Annotated in this window: 17 protein-coding genes and 1 pseudogene; 5 read left to right on the top strand and 13 right to left on the bottom strand. The window is 66.9% G+C overall.

The genetic code is table 11. The annotated features are described in order from the left end of the window. Window positions 1-9: 9 nt before the first annotated feature. From BN118_RS14590 to BN118_RS14600, 3 genes are all read left to right on the top strand, one after another. The gene (locus BN118_RS14590; protein ID WP_003814929.1) at window positions 10-1,206 is read left to right on the top strand and encodes a ribonucleotide-diphosphate reductase subunit beta; all 1,197 of its coding nucleotides are present in this window, start codon (window positions 10-12) and stop codon (window positions 1,204-1,206) included. A gap of 317 nt (window positions 1,207-1,523) precedes the next feature. Continuing rightward, window positions 1,524-2,111: a histone H1-like DNA-binding protein gene (locus BN118_RS14595; protein ID WP_014905979.1), complete on the top strand. Its 588-nt coding sequence runs from the start codon at window positions 1,524-1,526 to the stop codon at window positions 2,109-2,111. Between the two features lie 138 nt (window positions 2,112-2,249). Next, window positions 2,250-2,825, top strand: coding sequence for a YggT family protein (locus BN118_RS14600; RefSeq protein ID WP_010931237.1), 576 nt, complete (start codon window positions 2,250-2,252; stop codon window positions 2,823-2,825). 7 nt (window positions 2,826-2,832) lie between these two features. Here the strand turns inward: BN118_RS14600 and BN118_RS14605 are convergent, their stop codons facing one another. The 13 genes and pseudogenes from BN118_RS14605 to BN118_RS14665 all read right to left on the bottom strand — a co-directional run bounded on the left by BN118_RS14605 (window position 2,833) and on the right by BN118_RS14665 (window position 13,885). Next, window positions 2,833-4,296 (bottom strand): D-alanine--poly(phosphoribitol) ligase, encoded by a 1,464-nt coding sequence (locus tag BN118_RS14605; protein ID WP_010931238.1) that lies wholly within the window; start codon window positions 4,294-4,296, stop codon window positions 2,833-2,835. Window positions 4,297-4,306: 10 nt separating this feature from the next. Next, window positions 4,307-5,434 carry an MBOAT family O-acyltransferase gene (locus BN118_RS14610; RefSeq protein WP_010931239.1) on the bottom strand — a complete coding sequence of 376 codons (1,128 nt, stop codon included), beginning with the start codon at window positions 5,432-5,434 and terminating at the stop codon, window positions 4,307-4,309. 7 nt (window positions 5,435-5,441) lie between these two features. Beyond that, window positions 5,442-5,567 (bottom strand): hypothetical protein, encoded by a 126-nt coding sequence (locus BN118_RS21075; RefSeq protein WP_003814939.1) that lies wholly within the window; start codon window positions 5,565-5,567, stop codon window positions 5,442-5,444. Continuing rightward, complete coding sequence (locus BN118_RS14620) at window positions 5,564-6,691, bottom strand: D-alanyl-lipoteichoic acid biosynthesis protein DltD (RefSeq protein ID WP_003814941.1); 1,128 nt, start codon at window positions 6,689-6,691, stop codon at window positions 5,564-5,566. The genes BN118_RS21075 and BN118_RS14620 overlap by 4 nt, the downstream gene beginning before the upstream one ends. 25 nt (window positions 6,692-6,716) lie before the next feature. Beyond that, complete coding sequence (locus tag BN118_RS14625; protein ID WP_003814943.1) at window positions 6,717-6,956, bottom strand: acyl carrier protein; 240 nt, start codon at window positions 6,954-6,956, stop codon at window positions 6,717-6,719. A 280-nt stretch (window positions 6,957-7,236) separates the two neighbouring features. Further along, window positions 7,237-7,740 carry an outer membrane lipoprotein gene (locus tag BN118_RS14630; protein ID WP_010931240.1) on the bottom strand — a complete coding sequence of 168 codons (504 nt, stop codon included), beginning with the start codon at window positions 7,738-7,740 and terminating at the stop codon, window positions 7,237-7,239. 172 nt (window positions 7,741-7,912) lie between these two features. Then, on the bottom strand, window positions 7,913-8,854 hold the full coding sequence (locus BN118_RS14635; protein WP_010931241.1) for a carbohydrate kinase family protein: 942 nt from the start codon (window positions 8,852-8,854) through the stop codon (window positions 7,913-7,915). 11 nt (window positions 8,855-8,865) lie between these two features. Further along, complete coding sequence (locus tag BN118_RS14640) at window positions 8,866-9,963, bottom strand: DUF3426 domain-containing protein (RefSeq protein WP_010931242.1); 1,098 nt, start codon at window positions 9,961-9,963, stop codon at window positions 8,866-8,868. Between the two features lie 25 nt (window positions 9,964-9,988). Continuing rightward, a pseudogene (gene prmA / locus BN118_RS14645) lies at window positions 9,989-10,910 on the bottom strand (50S ribosomal protein L11 methyltransferase). 18 nt (window positions 10,911-10,928) lie between these two features. Then, on the bottom strand, window positions 10,929-12,275 hold the full coding sequence (gene accC, locus BN118_RS14650) for an acetyl-CoA carboxylase biotin carboxylase subunit (RefSeq protein WP_003814951.1): 1,347 nt from the start codon (window positions 12,273-12,275) through the stop codon (window positions 10,929-10,931). A 9-nt stretch (window positions 12,276-12,284) separates the two neighbouring features. Then, window positions 12,285-12,734 (bottom strand): acetyl-CoA carboxylase biotin carboxyl carrier protein, encoded by a 450-nt coding sequence (gene accB / locus BN118_RS14655; RefSeq protein ID WP_003814952.1) that lies wholly within the window; start codon window positions 12,732-12,734, stop codon window positions 12,285-12,287. Between the two features lie 89 nt (window positions 12,735-12,823). After that, window positions 12,824-13,258, bottom strand: coding sequence for a type II 3-dehydroquinate dehydratase (aroQ, locus tag BN118_RS14660; protein WP_003814953.1), 435 nt, complete (start codon window positions 13,256-13,258; stop codon window positions 12,824-12,826). Window positions 13,259-13,336: 78 nt separating this feature from the next. Further along, window positions 13,337-13,885: a TlpA family protein disulfide reductase gene (locus BN118_RS14665; RefSeq protein ID WP_023853327.1), complete on the bottom strand. Its 549-nt coding sequence runs from the start codon at window positions 13,883-13,885 to the stop codon at window positions 13,337-13,339. Between the two features lie 82 nt (window positions 13,886-13,967). Between BN118_RS14665 and mpl the strand changes: the two genes are divergently transcribed. Together mpl and BN118_RS14675 are read left to right on the top strand one after the other, a co-directional pair. Further along, entirely contained in the window at window positions 13,968-15,338 is a 1,371-nt protein-coding gene (mpl, locus tag BN118_RS14670; RefSeq protein WP_003814955.1) for a UDP-N-acetylmuramate:L-alanyl-gamma-D-glutamyl-meso-diaminopimelate ligase, read from the top strand. Window positions 15,339-15,348: 10 nt separating this feature from the next. After that, window positions 15,349-15,942 carry a YqiA/YcfP family alpha/beta fold hydrolase gene (locus tag BN118_RS14675; RefSeq protein ID WP_010931244.1) on the top strand — a complete coding sequence of 198 codons (594 nt, stop codon included), beginning with the start codon at window positions 15,349-15,351 and terminating at the stop codon, window positions 15,940-15,942. Window positions 15,943-16,004: the final 62 nt, after the last annotated feature.

Genomic DNA, 16,004 nt, shown 5'->3' on the forward strand with positions numbered 1-16,004 from the left:
AATTCGATCATGCTTAATTGGGAAGAAGAGAACATCGCCACCAAACCCGCCACCTCGCCCGCGCCCGCGGGCGGGCGGGAAGCCGCGCCCGCCGTGCGGGCCGCGACCGGCGTGTTCGGCGACGCAGCCCTGCCTACGCCCACCGCGCCCCAGCACGCAGCCAGCCTGGGGGCCTCGGATGCCACCGCCGGCCGCGTGAAGGTGGCCGACAAGCGCATCATCAACGGCGAGACCGACGTCAACCAGTTGGTGCCGTTCAAGTACAAGTGGGCCTGGGAAAAATACCTGGCCACCTGCGCCAACCACTGGATGCCGCAGGAAATCAACATGTCGCGCGACATCGCCCTCTGGAAGAACCCCAACGGGCTCACCGAGGACGAACGCCGTATCGTCAAGCGCAACCTGGGCTTCTTCGTGACGGCCGACTCGCTGGCCGCCAACAATATCGTGCTGGGCACCTACCGCCACATCACGGCGCCCGAGTGTCGCCAGTTCCTGCTGCGCCAGGCATTCGAAGAAGCCATCCATACCCACGCTTATCAGTACATCGTCGAAAGCCTGGACCTGGACGAGGCCGAGATCTTCAACGCCTATAACGAAGTCCCGTCCATCCGCGCCAAGGATGAGTTCCTGATTCCGTTCATCGACGCGATCGCGGACCCGAACTTCCATACCGGCACGCCCGAAGCCGATCAGAAACTGCTTAAGTCGCTGATCGTCTTTGCATGCCTGATGGAAGGCCTGTTCTTCTATGTCGGGTTTACGCAGATCCTGGCGCTGGGCCGCCAGAACAAGATGACCGGCGCCGCCGAACAGTACATGTACATCCTGCGCGATGAATCCATGCACTGCAATTTCGGCATCGACCTGATCAACACCATCAAGCTGGAGAATCCGCATTTGTGGACGCCGGAGTTCCGCGAAGAAATCCGCGAACTCTTCCGCAAAGCGGTCGAACTCGAATACGCTTACGCCGAAGACACGATGCCGCGCGGCGTGCTGGGCCTGAACGCCCCCATGTTCAAGTCCTACTTGCGCTTCATCGCCAATCGCCGTTGCCAGCAGATCGGTATCGAACCGCTGTTCCCCCAGGAAGAAAACCCCTTCCCGTGGATGGCGGAAATGATCGACCTTAAGAAGGAACGCAACTTTTTTGAAACTCGCGTGATCGAATACCAGACCGGCGGTACGTTGAGCTGGGAATAAGCGTTCATGCCGCTTGCCTGCGCCGGTCGCAGGCAAGCCGGATGTGCCCCGGTGACTGGTGTTCTGACACGTAGAACGTAGCGGTAGGCGACCTCTGGCGAGGCCGCCTATCGGCGCCATTTGAAATGGCTCGCGCCGACGAGGTTGCGGGGGCCATATCAAATGGCTGTGCTGAATTCATTAGCGCAAGCCGCAGTAGCTGTCGCCAGTCAGGGACAGCGGCATGCGCCGATGAATAGCCCGGGTGCAATCCGCCTGTTTTGGGGGTTGCCACACGGGTTTAAGTTCTGGGACCCCTGAACCTAAGGAGCATAACCATGGCAACTGCCAAGAAGGCCGCCAAGAAGGCGGTTAAGAAACCCGCAGCGAAGAAGGCTGCCGCCAAGAAGGCCACTCCGGCCAAGAAAGCTGCGGTCAAGAAAGTCGCTGTGAAGAAAGTCGCCGCCAAGAAACCGGCGGTGAAGAAGGTCGCCGCGAAGAAGCCGGCAGCCAAGAAGGTCGCCAAGAAAGCGGTAGCCAAGAAGGCCGTGGCGAAGAAAGCTGTCGCCAAGAAAGCCGTAGCCAAGAAGGCCGTGGCCAAGAAAGCGGTAGCCAAGAAGGCCGTCGCCAAGAAGGCGCCTGCCAAGAAAGCCGTAGTCAAGAAGGCGGTTGCCAAGAAGGCGGTTGCCAAGAAGGCGGTTGCCAAGAAGGCTGTAGCCAAGAAAGCCGTCGCCAAGAAAGCCGTCGCCAAGAAAGCCGTAGCCAAGAAAGCCGTAGCCAAGAAGGCCGTCGCCAAGAAGGCGCCTGCCAAGAAGGCTGCGCCCAAGAAGCCCGCGACGCCTCCTTCGACCGCTGCCGCTCCGGGCGCGAAGACTGCGCTGAACCCCGCTGCGTCGTGGCCGTTCCCGACCGGCGGCCGTCCGTAACGGACCTCTTCGCCAGTTAGCAGCACCTTAAGCCGCCTGGCTCCGCCAGGCGGCTTTTTCCGTCCCGCGCCTTCGCCCGCATTCGCGGCCCGCGCTATCTTTTGACGCCCGCCATGCGACAATAAAAGCCGTTATTGTTTGGCGACTGCCCTCATGCTCGGCGACATCATCCGCTTTCTGCTTGAAATCACCTTCACATTGTTCGGCGCGGCCCTGATCCTGCGGGCCTGGATCCATGCCGTACGCCTGCATCCCTTCAATCCGCTGGCACGCGCCATCTACCAGGGGACCAACTGGCTGGTGCTGCCGCTGCGCCGTGTGATACCGGCTACCGGCTCGATAGACTGGACCAGCCTGATCGCGACCTGGGTGGCGGCGCTGATCTACCTTATCCTGGTCTGGCTGAGCGCCGTGGGCGCCTTGCCGCCGGCCAGCGCCCTGCCCTCGGCCATGGGCTCGGCGCTGCTGATGGTCCTGAAATGGACCCTGAACCTGATGGTGTGGATGACGCTGATCCAGGCGGTGCTGTCGTGGGTCAACCCGCTGTCGCCGCTCATGCCCTTGCTGCAGACGCTGACCGCGCCGCTGCTCGACCCCATCCGGCGCATCCTGCCGCGCACCGCCATCGACTTCTCGCCGCTGGTGCTGCTGATCGGCGCGCAGATCCTGCTGATGATGGTGGCACGCCTGGCCTACGGCATATTCGGCGTCTGAAACGGCGCTACGCCGCCGCCGGAATCGCTGCGTAGATTTCCAGCAGCTTCTTGCGGTCTATCTTGTGGTTGTTCGATACGGGCAAATCCGGACAGGCCACCAGTTCGGACGGCACCATATAGGAAGGCAGCCGCCCTGTCAGTTGCGCTTTCCATTGCTGCAGCGCCGCCGGCAACTGGAAGCTGGCCTGTTCCATCGTACGTTGCGCCACGAACCCGATCACCCGCACCGCGGTGCCGTCGGGCCGGCGCAGCACGGCGCAGGCGCCGCCCGCCACGCCCGGCAGGGCATGCAGGGCCGCGTCGATTTCCGCCAGCTCGATGCGATAGCCGTTGAGCTTGATCTGGTCGTCCATGCGGCCGCGGCAGAACAGCAGCCCATCCTCGCGCATCCGTCCCAGGTCGCCCGTACGAAAGCCGCGGCGTCCGTCATGATGCACGAACAGCTTGGCCTGGTTGAGGTCGGGGCGATTGAGATAGCCGCGCATCACGTAATCGCCGACGATGCAGATTTCATCGTCGGCGACGTACAGCAGGCTGGCGGGCTTGGCGTAGCCGACCGGCAGGGGGTCGTGTTCGGCCAGCACCGCATCGTCGACGACCAGCGCGGTGGTCGCCACCGTGGCCTCGGTCGGACCGTACGTGTTGAGAATCGCCGCCTCGGGGAAGCGCTGGCGCAGCTTGCGCGCCAGCGCCACGGGCAGCGGCTCGCCGCAGAACAGGAATGTGCGCAGCGCCCGCAGCTGCTGCGGCGAGAAATCGCGGTTGACCAGCTGCTGATGGGCGAACGATGGCGTCGACACCCAGACCGTCACGCCGGATCCGGCCAGGCGCCCCAGCCACTGCTGGGGCGCGGCGATCTGCTCGCGCGCATTCAGTACGCAGGTGCCGCCCGCGGCCAGAGTGCCGAACACCTCGTACATGGACAGATCGAAACTGAAAGGCGCCTGGTTCATGAATACCGGCGCCTCGCCCAGCGCGAGGCCATCGCGCAGCCAATCGCCCAGCAAGGCCACGCTCTCGCGCCCGATCTGCACGCCCTTGGGATCGCCCGTGCTGCCCGAGGTGAACATGACGTAGGCCAGGCCCCGTTCGGCCAGCGCGGCGGGCTCGGCCGCGCCGGGCCGGAAGACATCCGCCTGCGTGTCGTACACCGCGGCCGCGCGCACGATCTCCACGATGCGGCGCACGCGCTCGGGCGGGTAGATGGTATCGACGGGCACGAACGGCGCGCCGGCCAGCAAGGCCCCCGCCATGGCGACGAAGAAGGCCGCCTCCTTGTGGCCGTGGATCACCACCGGCACGTCCGGCCCGATACCGTGGGCGCGCGCCCGCGCCGCCCACTGGCCGGCCTCTTCCCGCAACGCCTGCCATGTCAGCACGCGATCGCTGCCGACCACCGCGTCGGCCTGCCCGCCGCGGGCATCGGAAACGAATTCGAAACTGCGTAGATCGAAATACATGCCGCGCACTCCCGGCGGATCAGATAGGACTGCGGCCGCTGAACACGTACAGCGCCAACGCGGCCAGGATGAGCGTGAGCGCCCGCCCGGCCCATTGCACCGGCCGGCGCGCCAGGAACGCCTGCAGCGCGGGTCGCGTGCGCGCATGCTGCACCAGCAGGTTGTGCCCCACCGAATAGGCGCCGAACATCAGGCCGCTGACCACGTAATGCAGGGCCAGGCCGTTCCACACGCCCATGGCCAGCAGGGTGGCGAGAATGCCGATGTTCTGCGCGGCCAGCCGGTGGCGGCCGAAAAACGCCGTCTTGCTGAGCGCCTTGTAGATCGGCATGAACACCACATCGCGCAGCCATTCGGACAGGCTGATATGCCAGCGGCGCCAGAAATCCTGCGGATTGGCGCTGGCCAGCGGATTGCGGAAATTGACGGGCAAGGTGAAGCCGAACAGCATGCCCACGCCTATCGCCATGCTGCTGTACCCGGCAAAATCGAAGAACAGGTAGAAACTGTAGAGGCTGGCGTTCAGCGCCACGCCGGTCAGCGAGTAGTCGTGCGCATCCAGGGTGTTCAGGCCGTAGCGCCAGATTGCCTCGGCCACGCCGAACTTCTGGATCACGCCGAAAATCAGCAATTCGAGGCCGGCCAGCCAGGTTTCCAGCGTCACGCCTTCATAGCCGCGCTTCAGGTCGGCCTGGAAGTTGCGCCAGCGGTACATCGGCCCGGCCAGCAGCGTCAGCGGGAAGAACAGGTAGTTGCAGTAGTCGAGCGGCGAAATGCGCTCATTGCGGGGCGCGAACAGCAGCACGTCGACAGCCCGGAACGTGGCGAACGACAGCCCCAGCATGCCGGTCATGGTGGTGATGCCGCACTTGAGCAGCAACAGGAGCGCCATGGTCAGCAGCACCGCCGCCCAGGTGGGCAGGTGGCCGCGCCGCATCGCCCACAGAGCGGCGCTGGCCACCGCCAGCAGCCCCAGCGGCTGGTATGGCCGGGTCCAGAACACCGCCAGCCATACCGCCAGGCACAGCGCACCGATCAGGTGGCGGTAGCCCAGCCGCCAGGGCAATCCGAGCGTGCGGTACAGCAGCAGGCCCAGGCCGCCGAACAGCGCACCGCCGAAGAAAGCAAAGCTGCCGAACAGTTCCATGGCCGTTTCAGAACTGCTGGTACTGGAACTCGACCTTGATCGGTCCGCCGCTGCCCGTGGTGGGCTGCGCCTGCAGCACGAACACCAGGATCAGCCCCAGGTACAGGCACAAATGCCAGAAGAAGCGCTTCATCGGGAAAAGAACTCCGCAATGCCCTGGTCGGCGATGGCCCAGCCCAGTTCGGCCAGGTGCATGTCGTCGCGCACCATGCCGGGCTGGAACGGCACGCTGTACATATCCAGGCAGCCCATGCCGTAGCGCGCGCACATGCCCTTGATGGCATCGGCCACCGGGTCGAAGCGCTCGACATCGAGGATCAGCTTGGGATTGAAGGGCTGAATCACGAAATAGGCGCGCACCTTGCGTTGCTGCAGCAGCGCCATGACGCGGGCCAGATCGCCCAGTTCGGGTCGCGTCATCGGCGGCATCTCCGGAAATTCATTGCGCGCCGGCGAGTTCAACGGCGCCAGGTACTGCCGGTAGTAGTCGTCGCGCACATCGTAGGGGTTGTGCCCGCCCAGTTCCGCTTCGATACCGCGCGCCTGGCCCAGCAGGTCGTGCCAGCGCCCCGCATCCAGGCGGGCCGCCGCCGGCCAGCTCACATACTTGTGCGCCGGCACGGCCAGGGGGCTGCGCGGCCGGTCGGGCGCGCGCTCGCCGCGGCTGTTCCACCACAGCGCGATCTTGTCCTTGAGCTCGGCCACCTGGCCGTTGGCGATCAGCCAGAGCAGCCCCCAGTTGGCGTTGTCGGCGATCCAGTCCTGCATCTGTTCGCGCGTGGCGGGCTTGTCCCACAGGCGGTCCCAGACCGGCCCGGTGACGTGCTCGGCGAAGGCCGAGCGCGGCAGTTGCCCGCCCGAGGCGAACCAGGCCGGCGACACCATGATCACCAGGCGCGTATTGGGCGTGAGGGAATCGGCCACCGCCTCGAGCACGCTGACGATGCCATACGACTGGAACATGGCATGGCCGTACGCCAGGGTCGGCACCTTCAGTTCCTGCGGAAAGAATCGATAGGGCACGAAGCGCAGATCGTGGCTGGACAGTTCGGACGAACCCAGCACGACCAGGGTGCCATCGGCCAGCGCGTTGCCCAGCCGGTTCAGGTTGACGTTCTGCGTGCCCCAGTCCGGGCCGAGATTGGGCAGGTAGTTGTCGCGCACCGACGCCACGCTGGAATGCGGGTGCACCAACGCACTGAGCGCGCCATCGGCGCCCCAGTACAGGCCCAGCGACAGCGCGACGGCGCTTGCCATCGCGGCCAGGTGGGACAGCAGGCGGCTATTGCGAATTGGCAGCGACATAGCCGGCAAGCGTGCGGACCGACTGTAGGTGTTCGGCGATTTCAGGCGCCGGGATACTGCATCCGTACTCCGACTCGACGGCCAGCGTGATGTCGACCGCGGCCAGCGAATCGACCAGGCCGGAAGAGATCAGGGCAGTGTCGGGGGTGACTTTCTTGAGGATGATCGACTCGACGATGTCGGCGATCCGGGTGTGCAGTTCTTGCTCGGTGTGCATGGCTGGTCAGTGTGCAGGTTGCCTCGTCAGGCATATACACCCCGCCCCCAGAGTTTCGAGCGCGACTATACTTTCCGGATTCTGACGGCCGCCTGAAAAAACATCGGCGGTCACAAAAATACCCCCTCCCCGGGTGCCTGTCCCCGCAGGAGGGGACTGGCACCCGGGGAGGGGTGGCGTGCCTGCCCCCCGCAGGGGGACTGGCACCCGCCGACTCCCGACCCGCCGCCGCAAAAAAACGCCCGCATGAAGCGGGCGTCTTGCCGGAAGCAGCGGGCGATCAATACGGTGTCACGCGGGTCGGGCCCGCGCCGCTGATGACCTGCACGCGCTGGCCCACGCTGATGGGCACGTCGGCTTCCTGCGCCACGACCCGGGTTTCGCCGTTGTCCAGGCGCACCGTGATTTCGTAGCCGGAGGACTTGCCCGCGCGGTTCTCGATGGCGTTGCCCGCCAGCGCGCCGAGGATGACGCCGCCCACCGTGGCGATGGTGCGGCCGGTGCCGCCGCCGACGGCATTGCCCGCTACCCCGCCCAGCGCGCCACCGGCCACCAAGCCGACGCCGCTGGACTTGTCGTTCTGGATGGTAATCGGACGCACGCCGGTGACCGTGCCGGTGCGCACGATCTGCTCGCGCTGCGCCTGGCCGTACGTGTACACCCCACTCGATGCGCTGGGATTGGCGCAGCCGGCCAGAACGGCCACCGAGCCGGCAACCGCCGCTACCGCCAGCAGGCGGCGGGCGCGCCCGGCAACTACAGAGGGGGAATGCATATAGTTCATTGAAGCTCCTCGATCGGACTTACCGATGATCCTCGATCATACTCTGCCCCCGGATTTTGCTGGCCGGGTGAGCGAAACAGGGTGCTACTGACACAGCCTCATCGTTACAAATCGACATGCCTGCAGCGCGCTGGTTGGATCGTCCGCCGCGGCCAGGGTTCCCCTGCCCGCCTCAGTCCGGCAGGCCGATACCGTAGTTCGCGCGCATCAGGGCGTCGATCTCGCCGCGCGACGGCGCATGGTTCTGCGGGCCGCGCGAGGCAATCTTGATCGCGCCCATCAGGTTGCCCAGGCGGCAGCTGTCCGCCCAGCCCCAGCCGCTGGTCAGGCCGTAAAGCAGGCCGGCGCGGTGGGCATCGCCACAGCCGGTGGGGTCGACCACCGCCTGCGCCTGCACCGGCGCGACCTCGATGGTCTGCCCGCCGGCCATCACCGTGGCGCCGTGCGCGCCGCGCGTGACCACCGCGGCCCGCAGCCCGTTGGCGATCTCGGCCAGGCTGCGGCCGGTGCGCTGCTCGACCACGCCGGCTTCATAGTCGTTGACGGTCAGCGCCTGGGCCAGCTTGAGCATGCGCTCCAGGTCCGCGCCGTCGAACAGCGGCATGGCTTGCCCGAGATCGAAAATGAACGGAATGCCGCGCGCGTGGAGACGCTCGGCGTGGGCGAACATGCCGGCCTTGGAGTCCGGCGCGATGATGGCCCAGGCGGCCTGCGCGTCGCTGAGGTCGTTGCCCGAGGAAAACTCCATCGCGCCGGGATGGAAGGCAGCGATCTGGTTGTCCTCGAGGTCGGTGGTGATGAAACACTGCGCGGTGAACGTACCGGGCACGACCTGGATGCGCGATACGTCGATGCCCAGTCCGGACAGGCGCGCCAGGTATTCGCCGGCATCCTCGCCCACCGTCGCCACCGGCACCGGCTGGCCGCCCAGCAGCTTGAGGTTGTAGGCGATGTTGCCGGCGCAGCCACCGTACTCCTTGCGCATGGCGGGCACCAGGAACGAAACGCTCAATGATTGAATGCGCTCGGCAAGGATGTGTTCTTTGAAACGGCCTTCGAACACCGCGATCGTGTCGAACGCCATCGAGCCGCATACAAGTACGGGAGCCGTCATGCTGGAGTCCTTCATGGGAAGAATTTATCGAGTTGGTAGCCATTGACCTGCAGCCCGGCCACTTCGACCGGGATGGCAAGGTTGATTTCGCCGCCGGCCGCGAACGCGGGCCCGGCCTGCGAGGGCAGGTAATCCTGGGGCAGAATGATCTTGCGCGCCACGACGGTATCGGAGATATCGGTCAGATCGAGCACCAAAGCCGGCCATTCCTGGGGCCGGTCGTAGCGGTTGCGCAGCACCACGTTCAGCGTCAGCCGGGTGCGGGCGTCGTCGCCCTGCGCGGCGCCGGCGGCCGGCCGCAGCGACGAAGACGTGATGGAAATGCGTTCGATGCGGCGCGCATGGCCCACGCTGCATTGCAGCGGCACGCAGGCTTGTTCGAGCACCGGCCGCAAGGCCGGCGCGGCGCCGGCGATGGCGCCGCGATAGACGTAGACCAGCTGCGCGGCCAGCGCCAGTACGCCCAGCACGCAGGCGTAGGCCCACAGGCGCCGCACCAGCTGGCGCGCCTGGATGCGGTCATCGTCGAGGAACTCGGGCGGCGTACGGCCGCTGTCGACGGCGTTGGAATAGCGCGTACGGACTTCGCCGGGCACCTGCACCGCGTCCTCGGCGTCGGCCGCAGCGCAGGCCGTGGCCGTGCGGCCGATCCGGAACGCCGGCTCCCGGTCGTCGTGCGCCGGATCGCGCGGCAAGATCGGACGCCAGCCGGCCTCTGCGGACTCGGGGCGCGGTGCGGCGTCCCAGTCGGCCTCGTCCTCGGGCGCGCCCTCGGCCATCGCGTCGGGTTCGTCTTCGTCCGCGGGCGGGCCGTCGCCGCGTTGCATGTCGGCGCGGCCACGCAGTACGGCCGGCGGCGCCTGGGTGGCCGGGGCCGCCGGCGCGGGCGCCGCCGGCTGGGCGTAAGGCGGATCGGACGGCGGCGCGGACAGGACCGGCGGCGCTGCGGCGCGCGGCGCGCCGGCATCGGGCGCCGGGACCAGGCAGGCCCGGCCATCGAACACCGTGGCGCATTCGCCGCAGCGCACCAGCCCGTTGCGGACACGCAGTTGGTCGGCCACCACCCTGAAGGCGGCGCCACATTGCGGACAACGGGTGGTCAGCGCCATGAGACGGCCTCCTGCCCGCGACCGCTCAGGCCTTTACGCCATGCAGGCAGACCCAGCCGTCGCGCTCGCGCCAGACGGACATGGTCAGCCAGGGCGCATAGGCCGCGGCCACTTCGTCGGCCTGGCGCTCGAGCACGCCCGAGAGCACCAGATGGCCGCCCGGCGCAACGCGCCCGGCCAGCATGGGCGCCAGCACCTTGAGCGGATTGGAGAGGATGTTCGCCACCACGATCTGGAACTCGCCGGCCGGCAGCGCATCGGGCAGCATGGCCTGCAGGCGTACCTGGTTGACCTCGGCATTGTCGACGGTGGACTGCACGGCCTGCGGATCGATGTCCACCGCCACGGTCTCGCCCGCGCCCAGCTTGCGCGCGGCAATGGCCAGAATGCCCGAGCCGCAGCCGTAGTCCAGCAAGCGCGCCGGCGGGCAGCTCGGCTTCCAGCCAGGCCAGGCACAAATGGGTGGTGGGATGGCTGCCGGTGCCGAACGCCAGGCCCGGATCGAGTTCGATATGAATCGCGTCGCGCGCGGCGTCGGGCACCAGGCCCGGCACGGCGGGGTCGTCGCGGTGCCAGCTGGGCACGATCCAGAGCCGCTCCGAAATCGGGATGAGGCCGAACTGCGACTGGGTCAGGCGCACCCAGTCGGCGTCCGGCACCTCGCGCAGGGACCAGCCATGCGCCAGCGCCGGATCCAGCCCGGCGGCGGCGATGGCCTGTTCGAGGATCTGCGCCGGATCGGCGCCGTCGGGCAGCAAGGCCACCACGCAATTGCGTTCCCAGGCCTGGACCTGCGGCTCGGTGCCCGGCTCGCCGAACAGCGGCCACTCGGCCTCGGTGCCGAGGTCGGCGTCCTCCACCGAGACGGACAGCACGCCGGCCTCCAGCAGCGCATCGGACAGCGCGTCGGCCTGCGCCTCGCGGCAATTTAGGACCAGTTCACGCATGACTAGGATTTCCGTGAATCAGGGCCGCTGCGCCAGTTTGTGCTCCAGATAATGGATGCTGGTGCCGCCCTCGATAAAGCGCGCATCCTGCAGCAGTTCGCGATGCAGCGGGATGTTGGTGGAAATGCCCTCGACCACCATCTCGGACAGGGCGATGCGCATGCGCGCCAGCGCCTGTTCGCGCGTGTCGCCATAGGTGATGACCTTGGCGATCATCGAATCGTAGTTGGGCGGAACGAAGTAGCCGTTGAAGGCGTGCGAATCGATGCGCACGCCGGGGCCGCCCGGCACATGCCAGTTGGTGATGCGGCCCGGGCTGGGCACGAAACGGAACGGATCCTCGGCGTTGATCCGGCATTCCAGGGCATGGCCCTTGAACTGGATGTCGCGCTGGCGCAGCGTGAACTTCTCGCCGGCGGCGATCAGGATCTGCTGCTGGACCACGTCCACGCCGGTGATCAGTTCGGTGACCGGGTGCTCGACCTGGATACGGGTGTTCATTTCGATGAAATAGAACTCGCCGTTCTCGTACAGGAACTCGAACGTGCCCGCGCCGCGGTAGCCCATCTTGCGGCACGCGTCGGCGCAGCGATCGCCGATGCGTTCGATCAGCCGGCGCGGAATGCCGGGCGCCGGCGCCTCTTCGATGACTTTCTGGTGGCGGCGCTGCATCGAGCAGTCGCGCTCGCCCAGCCACACGGCGTTGCGGCCGCCGTCGGCCAGCACCTGGATCTCCACGTGGCGCGGATTCTCCAGGAACTTCTCCAGATAGACTTCGGGATTGTTGAACGCCGCGCCGGCTTCCGAGCGCGTCATGTTGACCGCGTTCAGCAGCGCAGCTTCGGTGTACACCACGCGCATGCCGCGCCCGCCGCCGCCGCCGGAAGCCTTGATGATGACCGGATAGCCCACTTCGCGCGCGATGCGCAGGATCTCCTGCGGATCGTCCGGCAAGGCGCCCTCCGACCCCGGCACGACCGGCACGCCGGCTTCGATCATGGCGCGCTTGGCGCTGACCTTGTCGCCCATCTGGCGGATGGTTTCCGGACGCGGGCCGATGAAGACGAAGCCGCTCTTTTCGACGCGCTCGGCAAAATCGGCGTTCTCGGCCAGAAAGCCGTAGCCCGGGTGGATCGCCTCGGCGTCGGTCACCTCGGCCGCCGAGATCAGGGCCGGCATGTTGAGGTAGCTCTCGCGCGACGGCGCCGGGCCGATGCAGACCGACTCGTCGGCCAGGCGCACATACTTGGCGGTGCGGTCGGCCTCGGAGTGCACGACGACGGTTTTGATGCCCAGCTCGCGGCAGGCGCGCTGGATGCGCAGGGCGATCTCGCCGCGATTGGCGATCAGGATCTTTTCAAACATGTTGACCTATCAGCCAATAATGAACAGCGGCTGGCCGTACTCGACCGGCTCACCGTTCTCGACCAGGATTTCTTTGATCACGCCAGCCTTGTCGGCTTCGATCTCGTTGAGCAGCTTCATCGCCTCGATGATGCACAGCGGGTCGCCTTCCTTGACCGACTGCCCGACATCGACGAAAGGCGCGGCGCCGGGATTGGGCGCGCGGTAGAAGGTGCCGACCATGGGCGCCTTGACCACATGGCCCTGCGGCGCCGCGGGCGCCGCCTCGGCGGCGGGCGCGGCAGCCGCCGCAGGAGCGGCCGCCGGGGCGACGGCCTCGGGCATGTGATAGGCAACCGGCTGCAGGGCTTGCGAGAATTTGACGATGCGAACCTTGCCTTCGCCTTCGGTGATTTCAAGCTCGGCGATACCCGATTCAGCCACGAGGTCGATCAGGGTTTTGAGTTTTCGGAGGTCCATAGAAGCTGCTTCCCGATTGTGTTTTGGCCGCGCCCGTACTTCCGGGCCGCGTCAGATTGCTGTAGATGTGAGAGATGCCGGGGCGAGGATCAGTGGCGCGCCGCGTAGCGCAGCGCCGCCTCGTAGCCATCGGCGCCCAGGCCGGTAATCAGGCCTATCGCCAGATCGGACAGATAAGAATGCTGCCGGAATGAATCGCGCTTATACAGGTTGGACAAATGTACTTCAATAAACGGTATGGCCACCGCCGCCAGCGCATCGCGGATCGCGACACTGGTGTGCGTGTAGGCGGCCGCGTTGATGATGATGAAATCGGTACCGTCGGCCGCCGCTGCCTGGATGCGCTCGACCAGCGCACCTTCGTGATTGCTTTGCCACGAGGTCAGCGCCACGCCGAGCTGGCCGGCCAGCGCCGCCAAGCCCTGGTCGATCTGCGCCAGCGTCAGGCTGCCGTAGATATGAGGCTCCCGGGTGCCGAGCAGATTCAGGTTGGGACCATGCAAAACAAGAATGCGTTGCGCCATGGAGCTTGCCAAACTGTTGGCAATACGAGCGATAAACCGCCTTTTTAACGCCAAAACGGCCTATTTGTCCAACCGAATTCAAGCCGACAGGCCGGCCACGCTGCGATCCAGGTCATCGTAGACAATCTGGCCCAGAATTTTGCGCTTCATGCTGCCATCTGCCGACAAAAGCAGCGTAAAAGGCAGGCCGCCACTAGGGTTGCCCAGGCTGCGCAGGGTATCGATGGCGCCCGCGCCCATTACCAGCAAGGGATAGGACACGGGGATTTTCTCGACGAATTTGCGCATATTGTCGGTAGTATCGACGCCGATACCCACAAACCGTACCTGCGGATATTTTTTCTGCAGGGCGTCCAGTTCGGGCATTTCCTTGACGCAGGGCGCGCACCAGGTGGCCCAGAAATTGACCACCAGGGGCTGGCCGCCCCAGTCGGCCAGCTTGCGCGGCGTGCCATGCAGATCGGGCAGGGCGAGCTGGCGCAGCTGCGCCAGCGGGTCGCCGGCGCCTTCGGCCGGCGCAGCCACCGACGGCGCCGGGCGCGCGTTGCGGCGCTCGGCCAGGAAATACCCGCCGGAGGCGGCGGCTGCCGCGGCCACGCCAGCGTACAGAAAAAGACGACGATTCATGGCGCGATCATAACAATGCACGCGCGCCGGGGATACCGGCGCGCCCCGCGCCAGCCTCTACAATGCCGCACAGGAGAACACCATGCACCTGCATATTCTTGGTATTTGCGGCACTTTCATGGGTGGCCTGGCGCTGATCGCGCGCTCGGCCGGCCACAAGGTCACCGGCTGCGACGCCGGCGTCTACCCCCCGATGAGCACCCAGCTGGCCGAGCAGGGCATCGAGCTGATCGAAGGCTTCGGCGCCGACCAGCTGGCGCTGGCCCCCGACCTGTTCGTGATCGGCAACGTGGTCAGCCGCGGCAACCCGCTGATGGAAGCCATCCTGGACAGCGGCGCCCGCTATATATCCGGCCCGCAATGGCTGGGCGAGCACATCCTGCCCGGCGCGCACGTGCTGGCCGTGGCCGGCACCCACGGCAAGACCACTACCAGCTCCATGCTGGCCTGGATCCTGCAATGCGCGCAACGCCAGCCCAACTTCCTGATCGGCGGCGTCGCGCCCGACCTGCAGGTGTCGGCGCGCTACGCGCCTGGCGCCCGCCCCTTCGTGATCGAGGCCGACGAGTACGACACGGCCTTTTTCGACAAGCGCTCGAAGTTCGTGCACTACCGGCCGCGCACCGCCATCCTGAACAACCTGGAATACGATCACGCCGACATCTTCCCCGATCTGGCCGCCATCGAGACCCAGTTCCATCACCTGGTGCGCACGGTGCCGTCCAACGGCCAGCTGGTGCTGCCGACCGACGCGCCGGCGCTCGAACGGGTGCTCGAGCGCGGCTGCTGGACCCCGGTTGCGCGTTTCGGCCCCGGCGGCCAATGGCAGGCCGGCCCCGCCGATGAGCAAGGCGCCTTCGAAGTCAGCGTGGACGGCCGCGATGCCGGCACGGTGCGCTGGACGCTGGGCGGCGAGCACAACCGCCGCAACGCCCTGGCGGCGCTGGCGGCGGCCCGGCACGCGGGCGTGGCGCCGGCCGAAGGCATCGAGGCGCTGTCGCGCTTTGGCGGCGTCAAGCGCCGCATGGAACTGCGCGGCACGGTCAACGGCATACGCGTCTACGACGATTTCGCGCACCATCCCACCGCCATCGCCACCACCATCGAGGGGCTGCGCCGGCAGGTAGGCGCGGCCCGCATCCTGGCCGTGCTCGAGCCGCGCTCGAACACCATGAAGCTGGGCACGATGGCGGCGCGCCTGCCCGAGGCGCTGGCCGGTGCCGACCTGGTGTTCTGCTTCGGCGATCACGCCGGCAAGCACGCGCTGGGCTGGGACCCGGCCCGGGTGCTGGCGCCGCTGGGCGAACGCGCCGCCGGCTACGACGACCTGCCGGCGCTGGTGCGCGCGGTCGCGGCGGCGGCCCGGCCGGGCGACCATGTGCTGGTCATGAGCAATGGCGGCTTCGGCGGCGTGCACGGCAAGCTGCTCGACGCCCTGGCCCAACCCCGCTGAAGGCGCCGCGATGCCCATCCTGTACCTGCACGGTTTCCGTTCTTCGCCCGACTCGTTCAAGGCGCGCCTGCTGGCGCAGGCCATGCACCAACGCGGCCTGGCCGGCCAATGGCAATGCCCGCAACTGCCGGCCAGCCCGCAGCAGGCCGCCGAGCTGGCGCTGGCGCTGGCCCGGGAGCAACTGGCCGGGCAGCAGGATCCCCGCCGGCTGACAGTGATCGGCTCGTCGCTGGGCGGCTATTACGCCACCTGGCTGGCCGAACGGCTGGGCTGCCAGGCCGTGCTGCTGAACCCGGCGGTGCAGGCGGCGCGCGATCTGGCCACCCAGGTCGGCGAACATCGCATGTATCATTCCGACGCGCCGTTCCACTTCCTGCCCGAGTATGTCGAGGAACTGCGCGCCCTGTACGCGGACCCGCTCACCCATCCCGAACGCTACTTCCTGGTGGCGGCCACGGGCGACGAGGTGCTGGACTGGCGGGAGATGCGCGATCGCTACCCCGGCTGCCGCCAGCGTATCGTGCAGGGCGGCGACCACGGCCTGTCGGACTTCCCGCGCTGGATGCCCGAGGTCCTTGAATTTGCCCTGGGTTCGCCCCACTGATTATTAATATACGGATAGGCCGCAATGTGCCGGGGCGCTCCTGACGCCGCCGCGCCCGATGG

Source organism: Bordetella pertussis 18323, from assembly GCF_000306945.1.
In the GTDB taxonomy this organism is placed as follows: Bacteria; Pseudomonadota; Gammaproteobacteria; order Burkholderiales; family Burkholderiaceae_B; genus Bordetella; species Bordetella pertussis.